The sequence below is a fragment of the Streptomyces sp. NPDC059875 genome, assembly GCF_042731085.1.
Classification (GTDB): Bacteria; Actinomycetota; Actinomycetes; order Streptomycetales; family Streptomycetaceae; genus Streptomyces.
The window spans coordinates 24,901-51,886 of the sequence record NZ_JBHWJZ010000012.1; the positions used below are offsets into that span (position 1 = coordinate 24,901).

Consider the following 26,986-nt stretch of genomic DNA (forward strand, 5'->3'; position numbering starts at 1 on the left):
CAGCGCGCAGCGCTACGAGCTCGAACCGATCCGGGTATCGGCCCCCGCGCCCACGCGCGCGGCCGGTACCCGGATCTCGTCGTTCCGGGGGAGCGGCGGCACGGGTGCGGGCGCCTTGCGGTGCACCGGGATCGTCACCGCGACCAGCAGCCCGACAAGCAGCCCGGCGGCGCTGATCACGACGATCCCCAGCGCGGTCGTGGTGCGGGACAGCAGCAGCAGGGCGACGGTCGAGAAGACGACGGTGGCCGAACCATAGGCGAGCTGTGCGGCGTTCGGACGCGGCATGACGGGTACCGTCCCTCGATGCATCGGCTGGTCGCTCCCCTGGCTGGCGCCGGGTGGGCCCCACCCGAGCGACTCTACGTCGGTGAATGCCCGAGCGAAACGGGTAGTAAGCGTGACCTAACCCACGGTATGGATGCACAAGGGGCGCATGGAGTCATGGTCTGCGCCAACCACCCTTGCCGGTGCGCCTGGTGGACGTACGGTCGACGTCCGGATAGCGGAAATCGACTCCTGCATAGTGCAGTTGGTCTGTTCAAGTCAAGGTCTGTCTTTTCTCTCGTAACTCCGGTCGAATGTCGTCACTTGTGACGCGCGACCCCGCCCGCGGACGCCCCACCTTCGGTCCGCGCGGTCGCGGGCGCCGGGGAGGAACAGATCAAGTGACCAACAGACGACGGGCGATCAGAGCGTCCGCAGTCGTCGTGGCGCTCGCGGCCACCGCCGCCACCGCCTCGACTTTCGGCACCGCTTGGGCCGACGACAAGGGCCCGGGCGCGCCGGCCGGCATCGAGCGCCAGGACCCGTCTCAGGGTGCCGGCGTGGACAAGACCGCGGTCGACCACGACCTCGAGGGCCCGTACAGCAAGCAGCAGGAGCAGCAGCGCAAGGCCGCGCTCGAGCAGGTGCTGAGCGGTGAGACCAAGGTCGAGCGCCGCGGCGGCTCCCAGGTCGTCAAGCTCGACAGCAAGAAGTACGTCGAGCTGGGCCGGGAGAAGACCGACAAGATCTTCACGATCCTCGTCGAGTTCGGCGACCAGGTCGACAACACCACCCTGGTGGACCGCGCCGACGACGACACCACCGAGCCCAAGCCGAAGTTCGGCGGCACGCCCGGCCCGCTGCACAACCGGATAGCCGAGCCGGACCGTGCGAAGGACAACTCGACGGCCTGGCAGAAGGACTACAACCAGCAGCACTTCCAGGACCTGTACTTCGGCACCGGCAAGGACAAGGACGGCCGGCCGAAGCAGTCCCTGAAGACGTACTACGAGAAGACCTCCTCGGGCCGCTACTCGGTCGAGGGTGGCGTCTCGGACTGGGTCAAGGTCCAGTACAACGAGGCCCGTTACGGCTCGAACTACTGCGGCAACAGCAACTGCGCCAACGTCTGGGACGCCGTCCGTGACGGTGTCACGGCGTGGGTCGCCGACCAGAAGGCCAAGGGGCGCACCGACGCCCAGATCAAGGCCGACATGGCGCAGTACGACCAGTGGGACCGCTACGACTTCGACGCCGACGGCAACTTCAACGAGGCCGACGGCTACATCGACCACTTCCAGATCGTCCACGCCGGCGAGGACGAGTCGGCGGGCGGCGGCGACCAGGGCGGCGACGCCCTGTGGGCCCACCGCTGGTACGCGTACGGCACGGACGCGGGCAAGAGCGGCCCGGCGAACAACAAGTCCGGCGGCACGCAGATCGGCGACACCGGCATCTGGGTCGGCGACTACACGATGCAGCCCGAGAACGGCGGCCTCGGCGTCTTCGCCCACGAGTACGGCCACGACCTGGGTCTGCCCGACCTGTACGACACCTCGGGCAAGCCGGGCGCCGAGAACTCGACCGGTTTCTGGTCCCTGATGTCCTCCGGCTCCTGGCTCGGCCGGGGCAAGGAGTCCATCGGCGACCTGCCCGGCGACATGACCGCCTGGGACAAGCTCCAGCTCGGCTGGCTCAACTACACCAAGGTGAGCAACGAGCAGCGCGGTACGAAGTCCATCCACAAGCTGGGCGTGGCCGAGTACAACACCAAGAACCCGCAGGCGCTCGTCGTCGAGCTGCCGAAGAAGCAGGTCACCACCGAGGTCGTCGCGCCCGCCGAGGGTGCCACGCAGTGGTGGAGCGACATGGGTGACGACCTCAAGAACACCCTGACCCGCTCGGTCGACCTCACCGGCAAGTCCAAGGCCGCCCTGGAGCTCAAGGGCTGGTACGACATCGAGCTGGACTACGACTACCTCTACACCGAGGTGTCGACGGACGGCGGCGCCAACTGGACCGCCCTGGACGGCACGGTGGACGGCAAGCCGCTGCCGCGCGACGCGAGCGGCGCCCCGGCGCTGACCGACGTCTCCGGCGCGTACAAGTCGCTCGCCTTCCCGCTGGACGCCTACGCGGGCAAGAAGTTCGACCTCCGCTTCCGCTACCAGACGGACGGCGGCGCGGGCGGCAAGGGCTTCGCGGCCGACGCCATCACGCTGACCGCCGACGGCGCCACCGTCTTCTCGGACAACGCCGAGAACGGTGACAACGGCTGGACGGCGAAGGGCTTCTCGCGGATCGGCAAGAGCTTCACGAACGAGTACGAGCAGTACTACCTCGCGGAGAACCGCCAGTACGTCTCGTACGACGCGACCCTCAAGGTCGGCCCGTACAACTTCGGTTTCGCGGGTGACAAGGCGAGCTGGGTCGAGCACTACCCGTACCAGAACGGTCTGCTCGTCTGGCTGTGGGACACCTCGCAGAAGGACAACAACACGGCCGTCCACCCGGGCCAGGGCCTCGTCCTTCCGGTCGACGCGCACCCGACGCCGCTGAAGTGGACCGACGGCACGCTGATGCGCAACCGCATCCAGTCCCACGACGCGCCCTTCGGCACCTACCGCACCGACGCCTTCCAGCTCCACAAGGCGGACGTCCCGGCGTGGATCAAGCCGCAGGCCGGCAACCCGGTCTTCGACGACCGCAAGGGCACGTACTGGTTCCAGGAGACCGAGCGAGCGGGTGTCCGTGTAACTGACACCAACACCAAGATCACGGTCGTCAAGGAGCCGAAGAACGGCGAGACGATCACGGTCCAGGTGGGTCCGTCGACGAAGTAATCTGCATCGTCGCAGGTCAAGTCATGATCGGCCGTCGCCCTCTAGCGGGCGGCGGCCGATCGTGTTTAGGTGCGTCTGACGGATCTCTTATTGACAGCGAGCTCACGGGGGAGTGGTTTCGGCATGCCCGGTGGAGGGTTTTGCAAGTTGCCGGGAGGCAGCGTGGTCGTCGCCATCGGGCTGCCGAGCCCGGCCGGAGACGGGGCCACGGTCCGCTTCCTGGTGCACGCCGCGAACCGTGCCCGCGCCCTGACCAGGCTGCGGAACCTCGGGCTCCGCGCGGTGTACCTCCGCGGCAACACGGAACCCCCGACCCCGGACGAGATCACCGCGGTCCTCCACCACCCGGACGGCCTCCTGTGGCGCACGGCGCCCCACGAGCTCTGGCACTCGATACGCTCGCTGCCGAAGGAACCGGTCGTGGGCCTACACGCCGCCGGGGCGGCCTAGGGCCTGTCCGGCGGATCATGGCCGGGGCCCTAGACCACGGGCTTCCCGGTCAGCTCGACCCCCGCCGCCTTCAGCTCTTCGAGGGCCCGCTCCGTGGTCGGCTTCGCAACCCCGGCCGTCAGGTCGAGGAGCACCTGCGTCCGGAACCCCTCCCGCGCCGCGTCCAGCGCCGTCGCCCGTACGCAGTGGTCCGTCGCGATCCCCACGACGTCGACCTCGTCCACGTCGTGCGCCCGCAGCCACTCCGCGAGCGTGAGGCCGTTCTCGTCGCGCCCCTCGAAGCCGCTGTACGCCGCCTCGTACGCCCCCTTGTCGAAGACCGCGTCGATCGCCCCGGAGGCCACCGCGGGCGCGAAGTTCGGGTGGAAGCCCACGCCCTCGGTGCCGGCGACGCAGTGCACCGGCCAGGAGGTCACGTAGTCGGGCGCGTCCGAGAAGTGGTCGCCCGGGTCGACGTGGTGGTCACGGGTGGCCACCACGTGCTGGTACGCGGCGCCCGCCGCCTCCCCGACCAGGTCGGTGATGGCGGCGGCGACGTCCGCTCCCCCCGCCACCGCGAGGCTGCCGCCCTCGCAGAAGTCGTTCTGAACGTCCACGACGATCAATGCGCGGTGCATGGCGGGTGTCCTTAGCGGGTCGGAAGGGGGAATGGCTTCGAGCCTAGAGACTTCCCCCTCCCTTCGGGAGGGGGCCTCGCAGGGTGAAACACCTACTCCTTACACGTACTCCGTCGGCAGCACCGGCTCGCCCCGCGACAGCTGGATGGCCGACATCGGCAGCCCGGCCCGCGCCGCGATGTGCCGCGACCGCGCGGCCTCCAGCGGTTCGCGGGCCACCACGTCACCGCCCTTGACCAGCTCGACGAGGAGCTGCCGGTCGGCGAGTTCGGCCGGTACCGGGCCCGTGCCGACGACCTCCGTCTCCGCGACGCCTTCCGCGTCGGTCCGCCGCGCGGCCCACTTGCGGCCGCCGATCGAGGTCTTGCCGCCCAGCGACTTCTTGGCGACCGCGGTCAGCGGTGCCTTCGGGTCGGCCGACTGGGCCCGGGCGACCAGCTTGTAGACCATCGAGCAGGTCGGGTGCCCGCTGCCGGTGACCAGCTGCGTGCCCACTCCGTACGCGTCGACCGGAGCCGCCGCCAGCGAGGCGATGGCGTACTCGTCCAGGTCCGAGGTGCACACGATCTTGGTGTCCCTCGCGCCCAGCTCGTCGAGCTGGGCCCGCACCCGGTGCGCCACGAGCAGCAGGTCCCCGGAGTCGATCCGGACGGCTCCGAGCTCCGGTCCGGCCACCTCGACGGCGGTACGGACGGCCTCGGCGATGTCGTAGGTGTCGACGAGCAGTGTCGTACCGCGGCCCAGCGTGGCCACCTGGGCCTGGAAGGCGTCGCGCTCGCTGTCGTGCAGCAGGGTGAAGGCGTGCGCGGAGGTGCCGACGGTCGGGATGCCGTAGCGGAAGCCGGCCGCCAGGTCCGAGGTGGAGTCGAAGCCGCCGACGTAGGCCGCTCGCGCGGAGGCGACGGCGGCCAGCTCGTGGGTGCGCCGGGCGCCCATCTCGATCAGCCGCCGGCCGCCGGCAGCGGCCGACATCCGGGAGGCGGCCGCCGCGATGGCCGAGTCGTGGTTGAGGATCGAGAGGATGACGGTCTCCAGGAGCACGCACTCGGCGAAGGAGCCCTCGACCCGCAGGATCGGGGAGCCGGGGAAGTACACCTCGCCCTCGGGGTAGCCCCAGATGTCCCCGGAGAAGCGGTAGCCGGCCAGCCACTTCAGCGTCGGCTCGTCGACGATGCCCTGGTCGCGCAGGAAGCCGAGCACGCCCGCGTCGAAGCGGAAGTTCTCGACGGCGTCCAGGACCCGTCCGATCCCGGCCACCACGCCGTAGCGCCGCCCCTCGGGCAGGCGACGGGTGAAGACCTCGAAGACGGAGCGCCGGTCGGCGGTGCCGCCCCGGAGGGCCGCCTGCAGCATGGTCAGCTCGTACTGGTCGGTGAAGAGCGCGGTCGACGGCACGTCCACCGGGAGCCCAAGGTCCGCAGCGTTCATGTCAGCGATGCTACACGAGAAATCGTCAGAGTGACGATTTCTCGTGCAGCGGGGTGACCCGTTTGTGCGACGCCCCTTCCGAGGTGGCAGCATGGGGTAAGTGAGCGTCGCGCCTATTGAGATCGAACGTACGGAATCGGCCGAGGAGACCCACGCGGTCGTCGAGCCGGACGTGCCGTGGGTGACCCTCGTCCACAACGATCCGGTCAACCTGATGAGCTATGTGACCTACGTCTTCCAGGCGTACTTCGGTTACTCCAAGGACAAGGCGCACAAGCTGATGCTCGACGTGCACCACAAGGGCCGCGCGGTGGTCTCCAGCGGCACTCGCGAGGAGATGGAACGGGACGTGCAGGCGATGCACGGCTACGGACTGTGGGCGACCCTGACCCAGGACCGCGGCTGATGGCGGGCCATTTCGAGGCGCTGCCCGGCGGCGGCGCGGCCGTCGCGCTCGACGAGGTCGAGATCTCCATCCTGCGCTCCCTCGCCGTCCAGCTCCTGGAACTGATCGGGCCGGGCGACGAGCCGGTGGAGGGCGAGGACCCGCTGGCCGCGCTCTTCGCCGAAGGTCCGAGCGAGCCGCCGAGCGATCCCGCCCTCAAGCGGCTCTTCCCCGACGCGTACGGCGACGAGGACGAGGAGCTGCGGGCGGCCGCGGCCGACTTCCGCCGCTACACCGAGAACGACCTGCGGGCGCGCAAGCGCGAGGACGCCCTCGCGGTGATCCGCAGCCTGGACGCGCTCGTCTCGTCCGGTGAGGGCGGCGCGATCCTCAAGCTCACCGCCGACGAGTCCCGGGCCTGGCTCGGCGCGCTCAACGACCTCCGGCTCACCATCGGGACCCGTCTCGAGGTCACCGACGAGGACGAGAGCGGGGACCTCTACCGGCTGCCGGACTCCGATCCGCGCAAGCCGATGGTGATGGCGTATCTGTGGCTCGGCGCGCTCCAGGAGTCGCTCGTCGAGACCCTGATGCCCGGCGATTGAGCGCCGTTCGCTCAGCGGACACTCAAATCCGGATAACGAATACGTCACCAAAGTGTTCTTACTGGTCCTCTTGAGTGGCTTTTGCCCCCTTTTTCATGTGGCGTGCGCCACATAGACCCTCCTCGATCACTGTTTCCCCCGTGATAAATCTTCACGACCGCCCGGGGACGCCACCCCTGTTCCCGGGGGCGCTTTGACCGGCTGACCGCCGGTAGCACTCCATCCATATCCGGGGGGATCAGGACCTGATCCGCAGCCAGACGCAGTCGGCGCGGGTCAGCATGGAGAAAGGCGCACCACCATGACCTCAGTGCAGGTCGACAAGCAGCACGACGGCAGTGAGGCCGCGGACTCCGCCGACGGCGAGGGTTACCACCGGGCACTCGGCGCCCGCCAGATCCAGATGATCGCGATCGGCGGCGCCATCGGCACCGGCCTCTTCCTGGGCGCGGGCAAGGGCATCTCCAAGGCGGGACCCAGCCTGATCCTCGCGTACGCCATCGCGGGCCTCGTCATCTTCTTCATCATGCGGGCGCTCGGCGAGCTCCTCATGTACCGCCCCGTGTCCGGCTCCTTCTCGGAGTACGCACGCGAGTTCATCGGCCCCTTCGCGGGCTTCGTGACCGGCTGGACGTACTGGCTCTTCTGGGTCGTCACCGGCATCACCGAGGTGACCGCGGCGTCCGAGTACATGCAGTACTGGACCAAGAACGCGGACGGCATCCTCAATCAGCCGCAATGGGTCTTCGCCCTGATCTTCACGGTCGTCCTGTTCCTCGCGAACCTGATCTCCGTCAAGCTCTTCGGCGAGCTCGAGTTCTGGTTCTCGATGGTCAAGGTCACCGCGATCGTCGGCATGATCCTGATCTGCGCCGGCATCCTCACCATCGGCTTCTCCGACGCCGGTGACACCGCCTCGATGACCCTGCTGTGGTCCGAGGGCGGCTTCTTCCCCAAGGGCATCGGCTCCACCCTGATGACCCTGCAGATGGTCATGTTCGCCTTCCTCGCGGTCGAGCTGGTCGGTGTGACGGCGGGCGAGTCCAAGGACCCGAAGACCGTCCTGCCCAAGGCCATCAACACCGTTCCGTGGCGCATCGCCGTCTTCTACGTCGGCGCGCTGATCATGATCCTCTCGGTCGTCCCGTGGACCCACTTCCAGCCGGGCGTCTCCCCGTTCGTCGCGGCCTTCGAGAAGATGGGCCTCGGCGTCGGCGCCGCGATCGTGAACTTCGTCGTCCTGACCGCCGCGCTCTCCTCCTGCAACTCGGGCATGTACTCCACCGGCCGCATGCTGCGCGACCTCGCGCTCAACGGCCAGGGCCCCAAGTTCTTCACCAAGCTCACCAAGAACGGCCTGCCGCTGGTCGGCACCTCGTTCTCGGCCGGGCTGATGATGGTCGGCGTCTGGATCAACTACCAGTGGCCCGGCGACGCCTTCAACTACGTCGTCTCCTTCGCCACCATCTCCGGCATGTGGGCCTGGATCATGATCCTGGTCTGCCAGGTCCGCTTCCGCCTCAAGGCCGACCGCGGCGAGCTGCCCCAGTCGCCGTTCAAGGCGCCGGGCGGCATCTGGTTCAGCCTCTTCTCGCTCGCCTTCATCGGCATGGTCATCGTGATGATGGGCATCGACAAGGACGCGCGGATCTCGCTGTACTGCGCGCCGCTGTGGGCCCTGATCCTCGGTGTCGCGTACCTGGTCCTGAAGGCGCGCAACCCGGAGGGCGCGGCCTTCGCCAAGCGCTCCTGACTCGCTCGTCTCGGCATTCGGGCCGTCCCGTACCACTCCTCGGTACGGGACGGCCCCTTTGCTTATCCTGTCGGACATGCTGACCATCACCCGGGCCCTGTACGACCAGATCGTGGAACACTCCCGCGCGGACCACCCCGACGAGGCCTGCGGCGTGGTCGCGGGCCCGGCCGGCAGCGGCCGCCCCGAGCGGTTCATCCCGATGCTGAACGCCGCGCGCTCGCCCACGTTCTACGAGTTCGACTCCGCCGACCTTCTGAAGCTCTACCGCGAGATGGACGACCGGGACGAGGAACCCGTGATCATCTACCACTCGCACACCGCCACCGAGGCCTACCCGTCCCGCACCGACATCTCGTACGCCAACGAGCCCGGCGCCCACTACGTCCTGGTCTCCACCGCCGACACCGACGGCGCAGGCCCCTTCCAGTTCCGCTCCTACACGATCGTCGAAGGCGTCGTGACCGAGGAGGACGTGAAGGTCGTCGAGGCCTACGCGTAGCGGGTGGTCCTGAACCGGGCCAGGTACGCGGAGGGCGTGACCCCGAAATGCCGGGCGAACGCCCTCCGCCCCCGCCGTCGTGAACACCTCCAGCGGCGCGGAGACGTCGAGCAGCCGGACACCGTCGAAAGCGAGCACCACCACCGAGTGAGTCATGTGTCCGATTCTGTGGGACGACTGTCCCCAGGGACATGGCGGGCCCTGCCCCGCACCAGGAAGGCTCGACCCATGGACCCGATCACCTTGATTCCCGACAGAAGGCTCGCCACCGCCGCCACCGAACTCGTCCGCGACACCGCCGGCGAGCTGATCTACCACCACTCCCGCCGCGTCCACCTCTTCGGCGCCCTCCAGGGCCGCGCCCGCGGCCTCGACTTCGACCCCGAACTCCTCTACGTCGGCGCGATGTTCCACGACCTCGGCCTCGGCGAGGCCCACCACGGCAGCGGCCGCCGCTTCGAGGTCGACGGAGCCGAGGAGGCCGCACGCTTCCTGCGCGCGCACGGAGCCGGCGAAGACGCCGTGCGGCGCGTCTGGACCGCGATCGCGCTGCACACCACCCCCGGCGTCCCGGAGTTCATGGAGCCCGAGGTCGCGCTCGTGACGGCGGGCGTCGAGTACGACGTCCTCGGTATCGGATACGACGACCCGGCCGTCGTCGCCCCCGAGGACCGGGACGCGATCGTCGCCCTGCACCCGCGCCCCGACTTCAAGCGCCGCATCCTGCGGGCGTTCACCGACGGCATCGCACCCAAGCCGGACACCACCTTCGGCAATGTGAAGGCGGACGTCCTCCGCCACCACGTGCCCGGTTTCACCCCCGGCGACTTCGTGGAGACCATCCGGGGCTCCGCCTGGCCCGAATGAGACACTGACCGGACATCCGGGCGGCAGGACCCAGGAAGCCGGTGCGAATCCGGCACGGTCCCGCCACTGTGACCAGCGCCCTCGGGCGTCGGAAGCCAGGAACTGACCTGCCGCCTCTCACCACCGACTGGGGACGTGGAAATCCCCGGAGGAGGCTCGTCCGTCATGACCTGGCGCCGCCGTACCCTGCTGCCCGCCGCCGCCCTCGTCCCGCTCCTCGCCGCCTGCTCGGCCCCCTCGGACCGGGCCCCCGCGGCGAAAGCCGCGCCGGGATTCCCGTACACCGTCACCAACTGCGGTGTGAGGACGACCTACCAGGCCCCGCCCGAGCGGGCCGTCACCATGAACCAGCACGTCACCGAGGTCATGCTCGCCCTCGGCCTGGAGAAGTCCCTGGCCGGCACCGCCTACCTGGACGACCGGATCCTGCCCGCGTACAAGAAGGCGTACGACGCGGTGCCGGTCCTTGCGAAGGAGTACCCCTCCAAGGAGGCCCTGCTCGCCGCCGACCCCGACTTCGTCCACGGGGGCTACGCCAGCGCCTTCGACGCCAAGGCCGGGCGCAGCCGGGACGACTTGAAGGCGGCGGGCGTCAACAGCCGCCTGAGCATGGAGTACTGCCCCTCCGGCGCGTCCTCCCTCGCCGACCTCTACCGGGAGGTCGACGAGGTCGGCCGGACCTTCGGCGTCCCCGACCGCGGTGCGCGATGGACGGCCGAGGCGAAGAGGACCGTCGCGGCGACCGAGAAGAAGCTGGACGGGATCGCCCCGGTGTCGGTCTTCGTCTACGACAGCGGCGACAAGACGGCGTTCACCGCCGGAGGCAAGGGCATCGGCAACGAGCTGATCACCCGCGCCGGCGGGCGCAACGTCTTCGCCGACCTCGACAGGACCTTCGGCGACGCGACCTGGGAGCAGGTCGTCGCCCGCAAGCCGGACGTCGTCGTCATCTACGACTACGGCTCGACGACCGTCGAACAGAAGAAGCAGCGCCTCCTGGACGACCCGGCCCTCAAGGACGTCCCGGCGATCAAGAACCGGCGCTTTGCCGTCATGCCCCTGTCGGACGCGGTCCTCGGCGTACGCGTCCCGGCGGCGATCGAGAAGCTGGCCGCCCAGCTCCACCCGACGCGGTGACGGCCGCGACGCCACCTGCGGCGGCGCCGGACCCGGGCCCGGCGGGCACCGCGTCCGGCCCGGGCCCGGCGGGCACCGCGTCCGGCCCGGCGCCGACACTGCCTCCGGCCCGGCGCCGACCGGCACTGCCTCCGGCCCGGCGCCGACCGGCACTGCCTCCGGCCCGGCGCCGACCGGCACTGCCTCCGGCCCGGCGCCCGGAGGCCGCCGCTACGGACGGCTCGGCCCCGCGCGGCCCGGCCCCGGCCGGTACGCCCTGGTCCTCGGCGGGCTTCTCGTCGCCCTCGCGGTCGCCGTCGTCGCCGGGGTCGCCCTCGGGTCGGTACGGATACCCGTGGGCGACGTCGTCGAGATCCTCACCGGCCGCGCCGCGCCCTCCCCGTACCGCACGATCGTCCTCGACGTCCGGCTGCCCCGCGTCCTGCTCGGCGCGGTCGTCGGCGCCGGACTCGCCGTCGTCGGCGCCGTCCTCCAGGCCCTCGTCCGCAACCGCCTCGCCGACCCCTTCCTGCTCGGGATCTCCTCCGGCGCGTCGACGGGCGCCGTCCTCGTCCTGGTCCTCGGCATCGGCGGCGGCGTCACCTCCACCGTCGCCATGCCCGCCGGGGCCTTCGCCGGCGCCCTGCTCGCCCTGGTCCTCGTCTACGCCCTCGCCCGCAGCGGCTCCACGATGACCGGCGCCCGGCTCGTCCTCGCCGGCGTCGCCGTCTCGTACATCCTGTCCGCGCTGACCACCCTGTTCCTCGTCCTCTCCCGGCGCCCCGAGCACTTCCAGGAGGCGATGTTCTGGTCCCTCGGCGGCCTCGGCAGCGCCCGCTGGGACGCCCTCGCCCTGCCCACGGCCGCCGTCGCCCTCGGCACCGCGGTCCTGGTCACCCTCGCCCGCCCGCTCGACCTGCTCCTCGTCGGCGAGGAGGGCGCGACCGTCCTCGGCCTGGACACGGCCCGCTTCCGCGCCGCCGTCTTCGTCCTCGCGTCCCTGGTCACCGCCGTCATGGTCGCGGTCAGCGGAGCCGTCGGCTTCGTCGGCCTGATGGTCCCGCACGCCGCCCGCATGGCCGTCGGCGCCCCGCACCGCCGCCTGCTGCCGGTCGCCGCGCTCGGCGGGGCGCTCGCCCTGATCCTGGCCGACCTGGCCGCCCGCACCGTCGCCGCACCCCAGGACATCCCCGTCGGCGTCCTCACCGCCCTGACCGGCGGCCCGTTCTTCCTCTGGCTCATGCGCCGCCGCGCGGAAGGGAGCCCGGTATGACCGAGCTGCGCACCGAGGCACTCTCGTACGGGACGCGGCTGCGGGGCGTCGACATCACCGCACGCCGCGGCGAGACCGTCGGACTCGTCGGCCCCAACGGCAGCGGCAAGACCACCCTCCTGCGCTGTGTCTACGGCACCCTCACCCCCACCGCCGGCCGTGCCCTCCTCGACGGCGACGACCTGCGCACCCTCGGCCCCAAGGCGCGTGCCCGGCGGATCGCGACCGTCCCGCAGGACGGGACGACCGAGTTCGAGCTGACCGTCCGCGAACTGGTCGCCCTCGGCCGCTCCCCGCACAAGCGCTTCTGGGAGGGCGACACGGGCGACGACCGCCTGCGCGCCGAGGAGGCCCTCGCCCGCGTCGGCATCGCCGAGCTCGCCGACCGTCCGTACCCCACCCTCTCCGGCGGCGAGCGCCAGCGCGCCCTGGTCGCCCGAGCCCTCGTCCAGGACCCGGCCCTTCTCGTCCTGGACGAGCCCACCAACCACCTCGACATCCGCTACCAGCTGGAAGTCCTGCGCCTCGTCCGCGACTTGGGCACCACCAACCTCCTCGCCCTGCACGACCTCAACCTCGCCGCCCTCCACTGCGACCGGCTCTACGTCCTGACCGGCGGCCGGGTCGTCGCCGAGGGCCCTCCCGCCGACGTCCTCACCCCGGAGCTGCTCAGGGCCGTGTACGGGGTGGAAGCCGAGGTCGTCCCGCATCCGAGGACCGGTACCCCCACCGTCCTCTACCTGCCCGGTCCGCCTGTCGAGCGCGATCTGTCCGTCATGTGAGATCACATTCCGGAACCCGGACCGGGAATCGATACGATGACCGCATGGTTTCCCACGACGTGAGCGAAGTGACGCCGGGCAGCGTGCTGCTCGTGGCGCGGTTGCACGTCGACCTGTGCCGCCTCGCCAGCGCGATGTGAGCGGGGGCGCACCAGCGCACCCAGGAGCACGACCCCCCGCGCGGGGGCAATTCAGAGCCGCGCGCCTTTCACGCCACTTCCGACAGGAGCCCATGCCATGGCCATCGAGGTCCGCATCCCGACCATCCTCCGCACCTACACCGACGGCGCCAAGGCCGTCGAGGGCAGCGGTGCGACGCTCGCCGAGCTCTTCACCGACCTCGAGACCCGTCACGCGGGCATCCAGGCCCGGATCGTCGACGAGGCCAAGGGCGGCGAGCTGCGCCGCTTCGTCAACGTGTACCTGAACGACGAGGACGTCCGCTTCCTGGACGGCATCAACACCAAGCTGACCGACGGCGACAACGTCACGATCCTGCCGGCCGTGGCCGGCGGCATGGTCTGATCCACATGCGTTACGACTCCCCGCTGGCGGCGGTCGGCAACACGCCCCTCGTCCGGCTGCCCCGGCTCTCACCCTCGGACGACGTCCGTATCTGGGCCAAGCTGGAGGACCGCAACCCCACCGGCTCGGTCAAGGACCGCCCCGCGCTCCACATGATCGAGCAGGCCGAGAACGCCGGCCGGCTCACCCCCGGCTGCACCATCCTGGAGCCGACCAGCGGGAACACCGGCATCTCGCTCGCGATGGCGGCCAAGCTCAAGGGCTACCGCATCGTCTGCGTCATGCCGGAGAACACCAGCGAGGAGCGCCGCCAGCTGCTCGCCATGTGGGGGGCCGAGATCATCTCGTCCCCGGCGGCAGGCGGGTCGAACACGGCGGTACGGGTCGCCAAGGAGCTCAGCGCCGAGAACCCCTCGTGGGTGATGCTCTACCAGTACGGCAACCCGGACAACGCGGGCGCCCACTACGCCGGCACCGGCCCCGAGATCCTCGCCGACCTGCCCTCCATCACCCACTTCGTGGCGGGCCTCGGCACCACCGGCACGCTGATGGGCGTCGGCCGCTACCTGCGCGAGCACAAGCCGGACGTCAAGATCGTCGCCGCCGAACCCCGCTACGACGACCTCGTCTACGGCCTGCGGAACCTGGACGAGGGCTTCGTGCCCGAGCTGTACGACGCCTCCGTCCTCACCACCCGCTTCTCGGTCGGCTCGGCCGACGCGGTGACGCGTACCCGGGAACTCCTCCAGCAGGAGGGCATCTTCGCCGGCGTCTCGACGGGCGCGGCGCTGCACGCTGCGATCGGTGTCGGCAACAAGGCCGTGAAGGCGGGCGAGAGCGCGGACATCGCCTTCGTCGTCGCGGACGGCGGCTGGAAGTACCTGTCGACCGGCCTCTACACGGCGGCGACGACGGAAGAAGCGATCGCCACGGTCCAGGGCCAGCTCTGGGCGTAGGCACCCGTTGCGGGCAATCGTCCGCCACGGACGCGCTGCCCGCGCAAGGGCCCGCACACCGGCCCCGTACCCGCACCTGGGTCACGAAAGATGGCGGACCTGGTCCCACACGACCGGGTCCGCCGTCCCCACCCGGCGGCGGAACTCCCACACCGGAACCTCCCGCAGCTCGTCCGTCTCCAGGAAGCTGGGCCGCCCGTGCGCGTCCCCCACCGACCCCGGCGGCAGCGCGATCACACCCGGCCGCTCGTCGTGGTACTTGCTGGTGATCTTGGCGACGAGCGCGCAGTCCCCGCGGAGGGCGAGCACCAGACACGGACGGTCCTTGGAGCCGGGACCGTCCTCGTAGGGCACGTCCGCCCACCAGATCTCGCCCGCCCGGGGGAGCCGAGCGGGCGCCTTCCCCGGCGCGCGTGGCCGCACGGGAGGTCGCGCGGGCGGCCGCGTACGCCCCCCGGGCCGCCGGCCCGAGCGCTTCAAGCCGTCCGCCACCGCCACGACCAGCGCGATCACCACGACCGCGACGAGCGCCGGCCACCAGGACGTGTCCATACCCCAAGACGTTACCGGCGCCCACCACCCCGCGCTCTCCCGCCCCAGGTCCATCCGAACCGGTGACAGAGCCCGTGAGTTCGCCCACAACGGGACGCCGCGGAGGAGCGACGGGCCCTGCCGCGCCTTACGCTCGACGCATCGCAAGACCTCCCCCGCCGCTCTCCGCCCTCGGAGGTTCACGCTCCATGAAGCTCACCGTCGTCGGCTGCTCCGGGTCCTTCCCGTCCGCGGATTCGGCCTGCTCGAGCTACCTCGTAGAGGCCGACGGCTTCCGGCTGCTCCTCGACATGGGCAACGGCGCCCTCGGCGAGCTGCAGCGCCACATCGGTCTGTACGACCTCGACGCCATCTTCCTCAGCCACCTCCACGCCGACCACTGCATCGACATGTGCGGATACTTCGTCGCCCGGTACTACCGGCACGAGGGCGGCCGCTGCGACGCGATCCCGGTCTTCGCCCCGGAGGGCGCGGAACAGCGCCTGACCACGGCGTACGCGGACACCCCCTCGGACAAGTCGATGAGCGAGGTCTTCGACTTCCGGACCCTGAAGTCCGGCTCCTTCGAGATCGGCCCGTTCTCCGTGCGTACGGAGAAGGTGTGCCACCCGGTGGAGGCGTACGCCATCAGGATCGAGCACGGCGGCCGTTCGCTCACGTACTCGGGCGACACGGGCGCCTGCGAGGCGCTGCACGAACTCGCGGACGGCACGGATCTGTTCCTGTGCGAGGCGTCCTTCACGCACGGCAAGGAGGACATCCCGGCGCTCCACCTCAACGGCCGGGAGGCGGGTGCGGAGGCGGCCCGCTCGTCGGTGGGCCGGTTGGTGCTGACCCACATCCCGCCGTGGACGGACGGCGCCCAGAACCTGGCGGACGCGCGGGCGGTGTACGACGGGCCGTCGGAGCTGGCGTACGCGGGCGCGGTGTACGAGGTCTGAGGCATACGGGAAGGGCCCCGGAACCTTTCGGTTCCGGGGCCCTTCCGTGTACCGCGTACGGGCTCGGGGCTTACTTCGCCTCGGCCTTCTGCAGTTCGGCGAGCTCCTCGTCGGACTCGCGGCCCGGCGTCGGGAGGTTGAACTTGATGATCGCGAAGCGGAAGATCACGTAGTAGACCGCCGCGAAGCAGAGGCCGACCAGGGCCAGGCCCCACGGGTTGCTCGCGATACCGAGGTTCAGCAGGAAGTCGACCGCACCGGCGGAGAAGCCGAAGCCGTCCTTCATCCCGAGCGCCCAGGTCAGCGCCATCGAGACACCGGTCAGGACCGCGTGGATCGCGTACAGCACCGGCGCGATGAACATGAAGGTGAACTCGATCGGCTCGGTCACACCGGTGACGAAGGAGGTGAGCGCGAGGGAGAACATCATGCCGCCGACGACCTTGCGGCGCTCGGGGCGGGCGCAGTGGACGATCGCGAGGCAGGCCGCCGGGAGCGCGAACATCATGATCGGGAAGAAGCCGGTCATGAACTGTCCGGCGGACGGGTCGCCGGCGAGGAAGCGGGCGATGTCACCGTGCTTGCCCTCGAACTCACCGGCCTGGAACCAGGGGAAGGAGTTCAGCAGGTGGTGCATGCCGATCGGGATCAGCGCACGGTTGGCGACACCGAAGATGCCCGCGCCGACGGCACCGGAGCCGACGAGCCACTCACTGAGGTTGTGCAGACCCGTGCCCAGGACCGGCCAGATCACACCGAAGACGATGCCGACGACCAGGCCCGCGAAGGCGGAGAGGATCGGGACCAGGCGGCGACCACCGAAGAAGCCGGCCCAGTCGGGCAGCTTGGTCCGGTAGAACTTCTGGTACAGCAGGGCGACGACGATGCCCATCACGACACCGCCGAGGACGCCGGCGTTGACCGGGGCGTCGTTCATGACGATCTTGCCGTCGACGACGGAGGCGACCTGCGGCAGGTTCTTGTCCGTGAAGGTGGCGAGCACCTTCTGGAAGACCAGGTAGCCGGTCACCGCCGCGAGCGCGGTGGAGCCGTCCGACTTCTTCGCGAAGCCGATCGCGATACCCACGGCGAACAGCAGGGCCATGTTGTCGAGGATGGCCCCGCCACCGGCCGCCATGTAGCCGGCGAGCTTGTTGATGAAGTCCGGGAACGACTCCTTGCCGAGCATGTCGGGCTGGCCGAACCGCACCAGGAGCGCGGCGGCGGGCAGCACCGCGACCGGCAGCATGAGGCTGCGGCCGATGCGCTGCATGACAGCCATCGCGCCGGAGCCCTTCTTCTTGTCGGCCGCGGGGGCGGCACTGGCCGTAGACACAACTTCCTCCAGTGGGCAAGGCGCCGCCAGGGGACTGGTGTTACGGGGGGACGGCGGCGTCTCGTGGAACGCGGTGGTCTGGACCGCGTGGTCTACACCAATGAGTGGTGTAGACCTGTTTTAGCACGTGAGACTTAGATAAGGAACCTGCGAATTCTGTGTGGCCGCGCCATAGCGGGGAGTGAGCGACGAAAGGCCCCCGGACCATGAGGTCCGAGGGCCCTGAAAGGCTCCGTGCGCCGGGCCGAAAGGCCCCGGATCGGCTACGCCTTCGTGACGTCCCGCTCCATCTCCTCCGCCAGCTCCTCCGGCTCGCGCCCCGGCGTCGGCAGGTCGAACTTGGTGATCGCGAACCGGAAGATCACGTAATAGACGACGGCGAAGCACAGGCCGATCGGAATGATCAGCCACGGCTTCGTCGCGAGGTTCCAGTTGATGGCGTAGTCGATCAGACCCGCCGAGAAGCTGAAGCCGTCCTTCACCCCGAACGCCCAGGTCACGGCCATCGACACACCCGTGAGCACGGCGTGGATCGCGTAGAGCAGCGGGGCGATGAAGAGGAACGAGTACTCGATCGGCTCCGTGATGCCCGTGACGAAGGACGTCAGCGCGACCGACAGCATCATGCCGCCGACCTCCTTGCGCCGGTGCGGCTTCGCGCAGTGGGTGATCGCCAGGGCCGCCGCCGGGAGCGCGAACATCATGATCGGGAAGAAGCCCGTCAGGAACTGACCGGCGTCCGGGTCGCCCGCGAGGAACATGGGGATGTCGCCGTGGACCGTCGTACCGTCCGGCTTCTCGTACGTGCCGAACTGGAACCAGATCGGCACGTTCAGGAACTGGTGCAGGCCGATGACGAGCAGGGCGCGGTTCGCGACGCCGAAGATGCCCGAACCCCACGCGCCCAGGCCCACCAGCCAGTCGCTGAAGTTCTCGAGACCGTCGCCGATCGGCGGCCAGACCCACAGGCACAGGGACGCGAAGGCGATCGCGACGAAGGTCATGATGATCGGCACGAGCCGGCGGCCGTTGAAGAAGCCCAGCCAGTCCACGAGCCTCTTCCGGTGGTAGCGCTGCCAGAACCAGGCCGTGAGCAGGCCGATGATGATGCCGCCGAAGACACCCGGGTTCTGGTACGTGTACCCGCTGAACGCCTGCTCGGGCGCCAGGCAGCCGCCGTTGATGTCCGCCGTTCCGGGCGGGCAGCTCTCGGGGAACTGGCGCAGCACGTTGTAGTAGACGAGGAAGCCCACCGTGGCGGCCAGCGCCGTCGAACCGTCCGCCTTCTTCGCCATGCCGATCGCGACACCGATGCAGAACAGCAGGGGCAGGCCGAGGTTGCCGTCGAGCAGCGCGCCACCGGCGCCCGCCATCACCTTCGCGACGTTGTCCCAGCCGAGGCCTTCCTCACCGAAGACGTCCGGCTGTCCGAGACGGTTGATGATGCCGGCCGCCGGCAGTACGGCGATGGGCAGCTGGAGGCTGCGACCCATCTTCTGCAGCCCTTGGAAGAGGCCGCCCCACATCGATTTCTTCGGCGCGGCGGCCGCGCTGTCCGCACTCATCGGCGTCCTCCCTGACCCGGAACAAGCCGGGCCCGACTCGCGTTGCACACTGGTGTAGACCAGTTGCGATAGGCTCCCGGAGCCCGCTGCGGGCAGGCCGCCGGTGATCGTCATCATTCGGCAGAACGAGGGCAATCGCTCGCGAAGTTGGGCCAACCGTGGGTTACCGTGACAAAGCGGACCATCGGTGCGCCGAGACTCACGTTTCTTTGAACGGAACGGACAGGGAGAGACACATGGCCAGCAAGGCTGAGAAGATCGTCGCCGGGCTCGGCGGCATCGACAACATCGAAGAGGTCGAGGGCTGCATCACCCGCCTGCGCACCGAAGTCGTCGACCCCAGCAAGGTCGACGAGGCCGCCCTCAAGGCCGCCGGCGCCCACGGCGTCGTGAAGATGGGCACCGCGATCCAGGTCGTCATCGGCACCGACGCCGACCCCATCGCCGCCGACATCGAAGACATGATGTGAGCAGCTGACGCACGCTGCCACTCCCCGACGGGGGCCCGGTCCGACAGCGGACCGGGCCCCCGTCGCGTACGGCTACGCTCGTCCCATGTCTCGTATCGACGGCCGTACCCCCGAACAGCTCCGCCCCGTCACCATCGAACGCGGATGGAGCAAGCACGCCGAGGGCTCCGTCCTCATCTCCTTCGGCGACACCAAGGTCTTCTGCACCGCCTCCGTCACCGAAGGCGTCCCGCGCTGGCGCAAGGGCAGCGGCGAGGGCTGGGTCACCGGCGAGTACTCGATGCTCCCCCGCGCCACCAACACCCGCGGCGACCGCGAATCCGTCCGCGGCAAGATCGGCGGCCGTACCCACGAGATCTCCCGCCTCATCGGCCGCTCCCTGCGCGCCGTCATCGACTACAAGGCGCTCGGCGAGAACACCATCGTCCTCGACTGCGACGTCCTCCAGGCCGACGGCGGCACCCGCACCGCCGCCATCACCGGCGCGTACGTCGCCCTCGCCGACGCCGTCTCCTGGGCCCAGGGCAAGAAGCTCGTCAAGGCCGGCCGCAAGCCCCTCACCGGCACCGTCGCCGCCGTCTCCGTCGGCATCGTCGACGGCACCCCCCTCCTCGACCTCTGCTACGAGGAGGACGTCCGCGCCGAGACCGACATGAACGTCGTCTGCACCGGCGACGGCCGCTTCGTCGAGGTCCAGGGCACCGCCGAAGCCGAGCCCTTCGACCGCAAGGAGCTCAACGCCCTCCTCGACCTCGCCTCCGGCGGCTGCGCCGAACTCGCCGAGATCCAGCGCAAGGCGCTCGAAGGAACTCTGTAGCCCGCGCCAGCGTCTTCACGAACACGGGCGTACGGGATTCGAACCCGTACGCCCGTGCCACCACATCCCCTGGGGAGGACCAGTCTTGAAGCGCCGTCTCGCACTCGCCGTGGCCTCGGCAGCCGTACTCACCACCACCCTCGTCGGCTGCGGAGCCCTCGACAAGGCAATGGACTGTGTCGCGACCGCCGACGCGATAGCCACCAGCGTCGACAAGCTCCAGCAGGCGGTCTCCAACGCCTCCAACGACCCGACGCAGCTCAACGAGGCCCTGAACGACATCTCCACGGAGCTCGGCAAGCTCAAGGACACGACCGACAACGCGGACCTGTCCAAGGCCGTCGACGACCTCACCAAGGGCGTCGAAACCGTCAAGACCGCCGTCAACAACGGCGACACCACCCCGGACATCAAGCCGATCACCGACGCGGCCACCGAGATCGGCAAGGTCTGCACCCCGTGACCCCGTAGATACTGGGGACATGACCCGCCTGATCCTCGCCACCCGTAACGCCGGAAAGATCACCGAACTCCACGCGATCCTCGCCGACGCGGGCCTCACCCACGACCTCGTCGGCGCGGACGCGTACCCGGAAATCCCCGACGTCAAGGAAACCGGCGTCACCTTCGCCGAGAACGCCCTCCTCAAGGCCCACGCCCTGGCCCGCGCCACCGGCCTCCCCGCCGTCGCCGACGACTCCGGCCTCTGCGTCGACGTCCTGAACGGCGCCCCCGGCATCTTCTCGGCCCGCTGGTCCGGCACCCACGGCAACGACCGCGCCAACCTGGACCTGCTCCTGGCCCAACTCGCCGACATCGACGACGCACACCGGGGCGCCCACTTCGCCTGCGCGGCAGCCCTGGCCCTGCCGGACGGCACGGAGCGCGTGGTCGAGGGCCGCATGCGCGGCATCCTCCGCCACGCCCCGATCGGCACGAACGGCTTCGGCTACGACCCGATCCTCCAGCCGGAGGGCCACGAGGTGACGTGCGCGCAGCTGTCCCCGGAGGAGAAGAACGCGATCAGCCACCGGGGGAAGGCGTTCAGGGCGCTGGTGCCGGTGGTGCGGGAGTTGTTGGGCTGAGGGCAACACGAAGGGCGCGGCACCCTCTGGGTGACGCGCCCTTTCGGGTGGGCCCGGTGGGACTCGAACCCACGACGCACCGGATCTAAACCGGCGTCCTCTTGCCAGCTGGGATACGGGCCCGGCCTCATTACTTTACTGGCCCCTGGGACTGGTCCTGCGCTTGCCTCCCCTGCACCAGGTGTCAGTGATCGCATGGCAGTTGGGGCAGAGCAGCCGAAGGTTCTCGGCGCGGTCGTCGTTCCAGTCGCCGTTGATGTGGTCGACCTCCAGCGTCATCGGCCTGCCGAGCCACTCGGGCCCGACGCCGCAATCGGCACACTCCTCGGGTACGCCGACCTCTCGTAGCGCGCGGCGCAGCAGGTGGGTCCTCGTCCGACGTTGCCCGCTGTGCCGGATCAGGATCTCCTCGGAGCGCCGGGCGTTTCCAGGCTTCCCCCTTTGGTGAGCCTGGCCCAGGAAGTGGGAGGTGTCGAGACCGTCCTCCGCCACCCACCTTCGGAACAGTGCACGCATGTGACCGCTGGACGGCCTGCCCAGGGCGCGCAGCGCTCCCGCCACGGAGAGAGCCTGCTCGACCGCCTGCCGCAGCTCTCTTGCTGCTGGTCGAGGAGGCGATTGTCCGCGGCGTCGTTGTTGTGGGAAGTGCGAGATGTCGATGCCGTAGTGAGCGAAGCGCCTCATGAGGTGGCGACGAAGGTTGCCATACGGCCGCGTGCCGAGGAAGGCGATGACCTGGTCGACGTCCGAGCACTGCGCCGCCGCTTCGGCGAGGCGCTCGCGTGTGTACCTCGTGCCGATCGTCATCGGGCGCGCCCCTTCGCTCGCCCTCGGTAGCTGTCCGTCGTCGAGTGGCAGTTGGGGCAGAGGAACCGCAGGTTCTCGACCCGGTTGTTGCGCCAGTCGCCGTCGACGTGGTCGACCTCCAAAGGCAGCGGCCGACTGCGCCAGACTGCTTCCGTGCCGCAGAGCGCGCACCGATTCCGCACTCCGGACGCCGTCATGGCGCAGGCGAGCCGGTCGCTAGGGATACGCCGGGCTTGAGGTCCGGTCTGCTCGACGAGCAGAGCCTCAGGAGTTCGAGGGCGCCAGGCCTCGCCTCGCCGGGACGGCATGCGGAAGTGCGAGGTGTCGATGCCGTATGCCTTGATCCGGCGACTGATGTGCGTGTGCTGCCCACCCACAACCTCGACTCCGAGCCTGCGCAGCACGTCGCACATGTTCGTGGAGGCAGCCACCGCCTCCTCCAAGACCTCCCTGGTCCACCGCACCCCCTCCCGCTCGAAGTGCGACGTGTCCACGCTCAGCTTCCGCATCCTCCCCGCCACGTACCGCCGCGTCGAGCTCCTCGGCTCCACCCCCAGCCGCTCCAGCGCCTCAGTCAGTGTCCGAGCCCCTCGCGCCGCCGCTTCCAGCCGTTCCTTCGTGTACGCGCTTGTCCCCACCTGACCCCCTCCATCCCCGGCCACCTGTTCGTGGTCTCGTACGGAGTAACGAGCCGAATATCGGACGGTTACATCCGAAATATGGAACGACCCGCACCGCTTCTCCGGCGGTGCGGGTCGTTCACGGGGCCGAGGGTCAGATGCCCAGGTCCTTGATGATCTTGGCGACATGGCCCGTCGCCCGCACGTTGTACAGGGCGCGCTCGACCTTGCCCTCCTCGTCGACGATCACCGTCGAGCGGATCACGCCCGTCACCGTCTTGCCGTACAGCTTCTTCTCGCCGAACGCGCCGTACGCCTCCAGCGTCTCCTTCGACGGGTCGCCGACCAGCGTGACCTTCAGGTCTTCCTTCTCGCGGAACTTCGCCAGCTTCTCCGGCTTGTCCGGCGACACGCCGATGACGTCGTAGCCGGCGCCCGCCAGCAGCTCCAGGTTGTCCGTGAAGTCGCAGGCCTGCTTCGTGCAGCCCGGGGTCAGCGCCGCGGGGTAGAAGTAGACGATGACCTTGCGGCCCTTGTGGTCCGCGAGCGAGATCTCGTTGCCGTCCGCGTCGGGCAGGGTGAAGGCGGGGGCGGTGTCGCCGGGCTGAAGTCGCTCGCTCATGGCTCTCCTCGGGGTGTCTGCGCGTACAGGACCGAGCCTAATGGGGGCCTGAGACAGACCTCGGACGGAGAAACTGAGAGACTGTCCGTCAACGACCGATTACGACTACGGAGGCAGCGCGGTGTCGGACGCCAGGACCCCTGCGCAGATCGAGGCGGACATCGTCCGCCGGCGCGACCAGCTCGCCGTCACTCTCGACGAGATCGGCATTCGGGTGCACCCGAAGACCATCGTCGGCGACGCGAAGGCGAGGGTCGCCTCCACTGTCGACCACACCGCCGGCCGCGCGTTCGCCGCCGTCAACCGGACCGTGTCCGACGTGAAGGCCCGGCTCACCCACGACGACGGCGCGCCGCGCCTGGAGCGGGTGGTTCCGGTGGCGCTGGTCGCCGTGGCGCTCGTCGGGCTGCTCGCGGTCTCCACGCGCAAGCGCAAGGGATGACCCCTCCCGAGTACGTCCGACACGCCCGGGCAGGTAGGTTCGAGTCGTGAGCAACAACACCCACGACAAGCTGCCCATCCGGATGCTCCACGACCGTGTGCTGGTCCGGACCGACTCCCCCGAGGGGGAGCGGCGCTCGGGCGGCGGCATCCTGATCCCGGCCACCGCCGCCGTCGGCCGTCGGCTGGCCTGGGCCGAGGTCGTCGCGGTCGGCCAGAACGTCCGTACGGTCGAGACCGGCGACCGGGTTCTGTACGACCCCGAGGACCGCGCCGAGGTCGAGGTGCGGGGCGTCGCGTACGTCCTGATGCGGGAGCGCGATCTGCACGCGGTGGCCGCGGACCGCTTCGAGGGTTCGACGGACACGACCGGCCTGTATCTGTAGGGCGCAGGAAGGCGTAGGACTCCGTTCGGAGTGAAGACCTGGTGACCGGTGTCACCAGGTCTTTTGTATGGATTTTGCTATCCTGGGGCTACCCGACGAGACGCGCCGTACCGGGCCGCTGCACCGCAGTACGCAAAGACGACGCACCCCTGTTGTTCCGTCTCGCGGAGGTGTTCGTCGTCATGGCCTGGGTCCTTCTCATCGTCGCCGGTCTGCTCGAGGTCGGCTGGTCGATCGGCATGAAGTACACCGACGGGTTCACCCGCCTCTGGCCCAGTGTGTTCACGGGCGCCGGGATCGTCGCTTCCATGCTGCTGCTGTCGCATGCCGCCAAGACGCTGCCCATCGGTACGGCGTACGGCGTCTGGGTCGGCATCGGTGCGGCCGGTGCGGCGGTGCTCGGCATGGTGGTGCTGGGTGAGCCCGCGACCGCCGCGCGGATCTTCTTCGTCTGTCTGCTCCTGGTCGCCGTGGTGGGCCTGAAGGCGACCTCGGGGCATTAGCGCGGTCGCGCGGTCAGTGCGGTGATGCCTGCGGCGGGGGTGGCGGAGCGGATGCCGGAGTGGTGAGGGGAGGGGTGCTTCCTTCTCCCTCGCCGCCGCTGCTGTTGTCCGTCGGCCCCTGCGTCCCCGGGCGCTCGGGCTCGGGAACGTGCTCGGGCTCCGGGCGCTCCGGCAGCGGCGCGGGCCGATCCGGCCGCTGCGGACTCTGAGGCATCTGCGGCAGCTGAGGTGTCTGAGGCGCGTGCGGCATCTGCGGTGCCTGGGGTTCCTGAGGTCGCTCCTTCGTCCTCGGCGGCCCCTCCATCCCCTCTGTCTCCGCGTACTCTTCCTCCCCCGCGTCGGCCTCTCCTTCCAGCGGGTCCCACCACTCCTCCGCGCCCTCCTGGATCTGGAGCTCGAACTCCCGCGGGTCCGTCCCCGCCAGCGCCTCCCGCGTGAACTGGCCCCAGATCGCCGCGGGCATCCCGCCTCCGTTGATCCGGGGCTGCCCGAGCGCCCCGTACAGGGGCTTCTGTTCCCCCGTCTCCGGGTCCTGGCCCATCATCGTGACCACCGTCGCCAGATCCGGGGTGTACCCCGCGAACCAGGCGGCCTTGTCGTCCTCCGCCGTGCCCGTCTTGCCCGCCGCCGGCCGGCCCGCGGACAGCGCCGCCGTTCCCGTACCGGACTCCACCACGCTCCGCAGGACCGAGGTCGTCGTGTCGGCGGCCTCCCGGCTCACGGCCTGCCGGCTTTCGGCGGCCGGCAGTTCCAGGTCCTGGCCGTCCTTGGTGATCTTGTCGACGAGGGTGTAGGTGCCGTGCCGGCCGTGGTTGGCGAGGGTGGCGTACGCCTCCGTCATGTCGAGGACGCTCGCGGTGGCGGCGCCCAGCGCGATGGAGGGGGAGGCGTTGAGGTCGGGGGTGTTCTTGGGCAGGCCGAGGGAGACGGCGGTCTCCCTGACCTTCGCGGGACCGACGTCCACCGCCATCTGGGCGTACACCGCGTTGACCGAATTGTCGGTGGCGGTACGGACGGTGATGTCGCCGAACGACTCGTCGTCCTCGTTGCCGGGGGCGTAGTAGTCGCCGGTCCAGCCCTGCACGGGGCGCTTGTCGGTGCCGTCGTAGTACGTGTTGGGGGTGATCGGCTCACCCTCCTGGGTGAACGATCCGTGCTCGAGCGCCGCGGCGAGGACGAAGGGTTTGAAGGTGGAGCCGACCTGGTAGTCGCGGCGGGTGGCGTTGTTGACGTACTGCCTGGTGTAGTCGATGCCCCCATACAGGGCGAGGACGCGGCCGGTCGCCGGGTCGATCGCGGCGCCCCCGACCCGTACGAAGCGGTCGGTGGGGTTCTGCGTGGGGTCGAGCCTCGCCATCACCTGGTCCTCGACGGCGGTGACGAAGGCGTCCTGCTTCTGCCTCTCCAGGGTGGTGGTGATCCGGAAGCCGCCGCCGGCCAGGGTCTTCTCGTCGACGACGTCGTTGCCGGTCAGGTACTCCTCGACGGCCTGGACGAGGTAGCCGCGCTGTCCGGAGAGGCCGGTGGCGGGGCGGGCGGTCTGCGGGGTCGGGAAGGCGGCGGCGGTCCGGTCGGCGGGGGTGAGCCACTTCTCCTTGACCATGCCGTCCAGGACGTAGTTCCAGCGCGCGAGCGCCTTGGTCCTGTTCTCGGGGTGGGTGGCGACGTCGTAGGCGCTGGGGGCCTTGAGGAGGGAGGCGAGGTACGCGCCCTCGGCGGTGTCGAGTTGCCCGGCGTCCTTGCCGTAGTAGGCGCGGGCGGCGGCCTGGATGCCGTAGGCGTTGCGGCCGAAGTAGCTGGTGTTCAGATAGCCCTCGAAGATCTCGTCCTTGCTCTTCTCGCGGTTGAGCTTGATGGCGATGAAGAACTCCTTCACCTTGCGGGTGACGGTCTGTTCCTGTCCCAGGTAGTAGTTCTTGACGTACTGCTGGGTGATGGTGGAGCCGGACTGTCTGCCCTTGCCGGTGAGGGTGTTCCAGGCGGCGCGGACCATGGCCTTGGGGTCGACGACGGCCCGTTCGGAGTAGAAGTCGCGGTCCTCCGCGGCGAGTACGGCCTGCCGGACGGTGGTGGGGACCTGCGCGAGCCGTACGTTCTCGCGGTTGACCTCGCCGTCGCGGGCGATCTGGGTGCCGTCCTTGTAGAGAAACACGTTGGACTGGGCGATGGCGGCGGAGTTCGCGGGCGGGATGTCGACGAGCAGGTAGCCGGCGACGAGGCCGCCGGCGAGCAGCAGGGTGGCGAAGAGGAAGGTGAAGAGGAGCGCCCGCAGGATGCGTCGGGGGCGGGAGCGCCGTGGGCGCTTGGGGGGTGGGGTGGGGACGGTGGGGTCCCTGGGCGCCCAGCCGGGCCGGTGTGGCTGGTCGTCGCTCATGGTGGAGCTCCCGTACCGGATGAAGGGGATGGCTCCCCCATACTGCACGCACCGGGACAGAACCTGAGGAATGCGACTCGAAATCCACTCGCGGTGGC

Annotated in this window: 31 protein-coding genes, 1 tRNA gene and 1 riboswitch; of the genes, 21 read left to right on the forward strand and 11 right to left on the reverse strand. The window is 69.7% G+C overall.

Annotation, left to right across the window (positions count from 1 at the left end; genetic code table 11):
* Nucleotides 1–12 precede the first annotated feature (12 nt).
* The gene (locus tag ACFV9D_RS16750) at nucleotides 13–288 is read right to left on the reverse strand and encodes a hypothetical protein (protein ID WP_385146091.1); all 276 of its coding nucleotides are present in this window, start codon (nucleotides 286–288) and stop codon (nucleotides 13–15) included.
* A 380-nt stretch (nucleotides 289–668) separates the two neighbouring features.
* Between ACFV9D_RS16750 and ACFV9D_RS16755 the strand changes: the two genes are divergently transcribed.
* Both ACFV9D_RS16755 and ACFV9D_RS16760 read left to right on the forward strand, forming a co-directional pair.
* A complete protein-coding gene (locus ACFV9D_RS16755) occupies nucleotides 669–3,110 on the forward strand; it encodes an immune inhibitor A domain-containing protein (RefSeq protein WP_385146093.1) in 2,442 nt (813 codons plus the stop codon).
* Between the two features lie 123 nt (nucleotides 3,111–3,233).
* Nucleotides 3,234–3,560: a hypothetical protein gene (locus tag ACFV9D_RS16760; protein WP_385146095.1), complete on the forward strand. Its 327-nt coding sequence runs from the start codon at nucleotides 3,234–3,236 to the stop codon at nucleotides 3,558–3,560.
* Nucleotides 3,561–3,589: 29 nt separating this feature from the next.
* On the opposite strand, the gene ACFV9D_RS16765 is transcribed toward ACFV9D_RS16760, so the two are convergent.
* Nucleotides 3,590–4,177: an isochorismatase family protein gene (locus ACFV9D_RS16765; protein WP_385146097.1), complete on the reverse strand. Its 588-nt coding sequence runs from the start codon at nucleotides 4,175–4,177 to the stop codon at nucleotides 3,590–3,592.
* Nucleotides 4,178–4,276: 99 nt separating this feature from the next.
* On the reverse strand, nucleotides 4,277–5,605 hold the full coding sequence (locus ACFV9D_RS16770; protein ID WP_385146099.1) for a nicotinate phosphoribosyltransferase: 1,329 nt from the start codon (nucleotides 5,603–5,605) through the stop codon (nucleotides 4,277–4,279).
* Nucleotides 5,606–5,705: 100 nt separating this feature from the next.
* Here ACFV9D_RS16770 and clpS point away from each other — a divergent pair, with 100 nt between their 5' ends.
* The 11 genes from clpS (at nucleotide 5,706) to ACFV9D_RS16825 (ending at nucleotide 14,369) form a co-directional block, all read left to right on the forward strand.
* Nucleotides 5,706–6,011 carry an ATP-dependent Clp protease adapter ClpS gene (gene clpS, locus ACFV9D_RS16775; protein ID WP_329120087.1) on the forward strand — a complete coding sequence of 102 codons (306 nt, stop codon included), beginning with the start codon at nucleotides 5,706–5,708 and terminating at the stop codon, nucleotides 6,009–6,011.
* On the forward strand, nucleotides 6,011–6,595 hold the full coding sequence (locus ACFV9D_RS16780) for a DUF2017 domain-containing protein (protein WP_385146101.1): 585 nt from the start codon (nucleotides 6,011–6,013) through the stop codon (nucleotides 6,593–6,595). Before clpS ends, ACFV9D_RS16780 begins: the two co-directional genes overlap by 1 nt.
* Nucleotides 6,596–6,896: 301 nt before the next feature.
* A complete protein-coding gene (locus tag ACFV9D_RS16785; protein WP_385146103.1) occupies nucleotides 6,897–8,348 on the forward strand; it encodes an amino acid permease in 1,452 nt (483 codons plus the stop codon).
* Between the two features lie 76 nt (nucleotides 8,349–8,424).
* A complete protein-coding gene (locus ACFV9D_RS16790) occupies nucleotides 8,425–8,850 on the forward strand; it encodes a Mov34/MPN/PAD-1 family protein (protein WP_385146105.1) in 426 nt (141 codons plus the stop codon).
* Between the two features lie 228 nt (nucleotides 8,851–9,078).
* Complete coding sequence (locus ACFV9D_RS16795) at nucleotides 9,079–9,717, forward strand: HD domain-containing protein (protein ID WP_385146107.1); 639 nt, start codon at nucleotides 9,079–9,081, stop codon at nucleotides 9,715–9,717.
* A gap of 6 nt (nucleotides 9,718–9,723) precedes the next feature.
* A riboswitch (adenosylcobalamin (AdoCbl) riboswitch) is annotated at nucleotides 9,724–9,874 on the forward strand.
* An 8-nt stretch (nucleotides 9,875–9,882) separates the two neighbouring features.
* A complete protein-coding gene (locus tag ACFV9D_RS16800; protein ID WP_385146109.1) occupies nucleotides 9,883–10,854 on the forward strand; it encodes an ABC transporter substrate-binding protein in 972 nt (323 codons plus the stop codon).
* 256 nt (nucleotides 10,855–11,110) lie between these two features.
* Nucleotides 11,111–12,106: a FecCD family ABC transporter permease gene (locus ACFV9D_RS16805; protein WP_385146392.1), complete on the forward strand. Its 996-nt coding sequence runs from the start codon at nucleotides 11,111–11,113 to the stop codon at nucleotides 12,104–12,106.
* Nucleotides 12,103–12,888: an ABC transporter ATP-binding protein gene (locus tag ACFV9D_RS16810; protein WP_385146111.1), complete on the forward strand. Its 786-nt coding sequence runs from the start codon at nucleotides 12,103–12,105 to the stop codon at nucleotides 12,886–12,888. The genes ACFV9D_RS16805 and ACFV9D_RS16810 overlap by 4 nt, the downstream gene beginning before the upstream one ends.
* A 44-nt stretch (nucleotides 12,889–12,932) precedes the next feature.
* Nucleotides 12,933–13,028, forward strand: a complete 96-nt coding sequence (locus ACFV9D_RS16815; RefSeq protein WP_329120100.1) for a putative leader peptide — start codon at nucleotides 12,933–12,935, stop codon at nucleotides 13,026–13,028.
* Nucleotides 13,029–13,125: 97 nt separating this feature from the next.
* A complete protein-coding gene (locus ACFV9D_RS16820) occupies nucleotides 13,126–13,413 on the forward strand; it encodes a MoaD/ThiS family protein (RefSeq protein WP_329120102.1) in 288 nt (95 codons plus the stop codon).
* 5 nt (nucleotides 13,414–13,418) lie between these two features.
* Complete coding sequence (locus ACFV9D_RS16825) at nucleotides 13,419–14,369, forward strand: PLP-dependent cysteine synthase family protein (protein WP_385146113.1); 951 nt, start codon at nucleotides 13,419–13,421, stop codon at nucleotides 14,367–14,369.
* An 81-nt stretch (nucleotides 14,370–14,450) separates the two neighbouring features.
* Here ACFV9D_RS16825 and ACFV9D_RS16830 read toward each other — a convergent pair whose 3' ends face one another.
* Nucleotides 14,451–14,921: a type II toxin-antitoxin system PemK/MazF family toxin gene (locus ACFV9D_RS16830; RefSeq protein WP_385146115.1), complete on the reverse strand. Its 471-nt coding sequence runs from the start codon at nucleotides 14,919–14,921 to the stop codon at nucleotides 14,451–14,453.
* A gap of 188 nt (nucleotides 14,922–15,109) precedes the next feature.
* On the opposite strand from ACFV9D_RS16830, the gene ACFV9D_RS16835 reads away from it, so the two are divergent.
* Nucleotides 15,110–15,862, forward strand: coding sequence for an MBL fold metallo-hydrolase (locus tag ACFV9D_RS16835; RefSeq protein ID WP_385146117.1), 753 nt, complete (start codon nucleotides 15,110–15,112; stop codon nucleotides 15,860–15,862).
* A gap of 70 nt (nucleotides 15,863–15,932) precedes the next feature.
* Here the strand turns inward: ACFV9D_RS16835 and ACFV9D_RS16840 are convergent, their stop codons facing one another.
* Nucleotides 15,933–17,198 carry a PTS transporter subunit EIIC gene (locus tag ACFV9D_RS16840; protein ID WP_385146119.1) on the reverse strand — a complete coding sequence of 422 codons (1,266 nt, stop codon included), beginning with the start codon at nucleotides 17,196–17,198 and terminating at the stop codon, nucleotides 15,933–15,935.
* Nucleotides 17,199–17,461: 263 nt separating this feature from the next.
* Complete coding sequence (locus ACFV9D_RS16845; protein WP_385146121.1) at nucleotides 17,462–18,763, reverse strand: PTS transporter subunit EIIC; 1,302 nt, start codon at nucleotides 18,761–18,763, stop codon at nucleotides 17,462–17,464.
* A 236-nt stretch (nucleotides 18,764–18,999) separates the two neighbouring features.
* Between ACFV9D_RS16845 and ACFV9D_RS16850 the strand changes: the two genes are divergently transcribed.
* From ACFV9D_RS16850 to rdgB, 4 genes are all read left to right on the forward strand, one after another.
* Nucleotides 19,000–19,233, forward strand: coding sequence for a glucose PTS transporter subunit EIIB (locus tag ACFV9D_RS16850; protein WP_093660495.1), 234 nt, complete (start codon nucleotides 19,000–19,002; stop codon nucleotides 19,231–19,233).
* A gap of 85 nt (nucleotides 19,234–19,318) precedes the next feature.
* Nucleotides 19,319–20,050 carry a ribonuclease PH gene (rph, locus tag ACFV9D_RS16855; protein ID WP_137989107.1) on the forward strand — a complete coding sequence of 244 codons (732 nt, stop codon included), beginning with the start codon at nucleotides 19,319–19,321 and terminating at the stop codon, nucleotides 20,048–20,050.
* 85 nt (nucleotides 20,051–20,135) lie between these two features.
* Entirely contained in the window at nucleotides 20,136–20,513 is a 378-nt protein-coding gene (locus ACFV9D_RS16860; protein ID WP_385146124.1) for a hypothetical protein, read from the forward strand.
* Between the two features lie 19 nt (nucleotides 20,514–20,532).
* Complete coding sequence (gene rdgB / locus ACFV9D_RS16865; RefSeq protein ID WP_385146126.1) at nucleotides 20,533–21,135, forward strand: RdgB/HAM1 family non-canonical purine NTP pyrophosphatase; 603 nt, start codon at nucleotides 20,533–20,535, stop codon at nucleotides 21,133–21,135.
* 48 nt (nucleotides 21,136–21,183) lie between these two features.
* Here the strand turns inward: rdgB and ACFV9D_RS16870 are convergent.
* From ACFV9D_RS16870 to bcp, 4 genes are all read right to left on the reverse strand, one after another.
* Nucleotides 21,184–21,258, reverse strand: a tRNA-Leu gene (locus tag ACFV9D_RS16870).
* A 12-nt stretch (nucleotides 21,259–21,270) separates the two neighbouring features.
* The gene (locus ACFV9D_RS16875; RefSeq protein ID WP_385146128.1) at nucleotides 21,271–21,942 is read right to left on the reverse strand and encodes an HNH endonuclease; all 672 of its coding nucleotides are present in this window, start codon (nucleotides 21,940–21,942) and stop codon (nucleotides 21,271–21,273) included.
* Complete coding sequence (locus ACFV9D_RS16880) at nucleotides 21,939–22,580, reverse strand: HNH endonuclease signature motif containing protein (protein ID WP_385146130.1); 642 nt, start codon at nucleotides 22,578–22,580, stop codon at nucleotides 21,939–21,941. Before ACFV9D_RS16880 ends, ACFV9D_RS16875 begins: the two co-directional genes overlap by 4 nt.
* A 136-nt stretch (nucleotides 22,581–22,716) precedes the next feature.
* Entirely contained in the window at nucleotides 22,717–23,184 is a 468-nt protein-coding gene (bcp, locus tag ACFV9D_RS16885; protein ID WP_385146132.1) for a thioredoxin-dependent thiol peroxidase, read from the reverse strand.
* A 121-nt stretch (nucleotides 23,185–23,305) separates the two neighbouring features.
* On the opposite strand from bcp, the gene ACFV9D_RS16890 reads away from it, so the two are divergent.
* The 3 genes from ACFV9D_RS16890 (at nucleotide 23,306) to ACFV9D_RS16900 (ending at nucleotide 24,514) form a co-directional block, all read left to right on the forward strand.
* Entirely contained in the window at nucleotides 23,306–23,626 is a 321-nt protein-coding gene (locus ACFV9D_RS16890) for a DUF3618 domain-containing protein (RefSeq protein WP_385146134.1), read from the forward strand.
* 46 nt (nucleotides 23,627–23,672) lie between these two features.
* Nucleotides 23,673–24,011: a GroES family chaperonin gene (locus ACFV9D_RS16895; RefSeq protein WP_385146136.1), complete on the forward strand. Its 339-nt coding sequence runs from the start codon at nucleotides 23,673–23,675 to the stop codon at nucleotides 24,009–24,011.
* Nucleotides 24,012–24,193: 182 nt separating this feature from the next.
* Complete coding sequence (locus tag ACFV9D_RS16900; RefSeq protein WP_260229655.1) at nucleotides 24,194–24,514, forward strand: multidrug efflux SMR transporter; 321 nt, start codon at nucleotides 24,194–24,196, stop codon at nucleotides 24,512–24,514.
* 13 nt (nucleotides 24,515–24,527) lie between these two features.
* Here ACFV9D_RS16900 and ACFV9D_RS16905 read toward each other — a convergent pair whose 3' ends face one another.
* Nucleotides 24,528–26,888: a transglycosylase domain-containing protein gene (locus ACFV9D_RS16905; protein WP_385146138.1), complete on the reverse strand. Its 2,361-nt coding sequence runs from the start codon at nucleotides 26,886–26,888 to the stop codon at nucleotides 24,528–24,530.
* Nucleotides 26,889–26,986 lie beyond the last annotated feature (98 nt).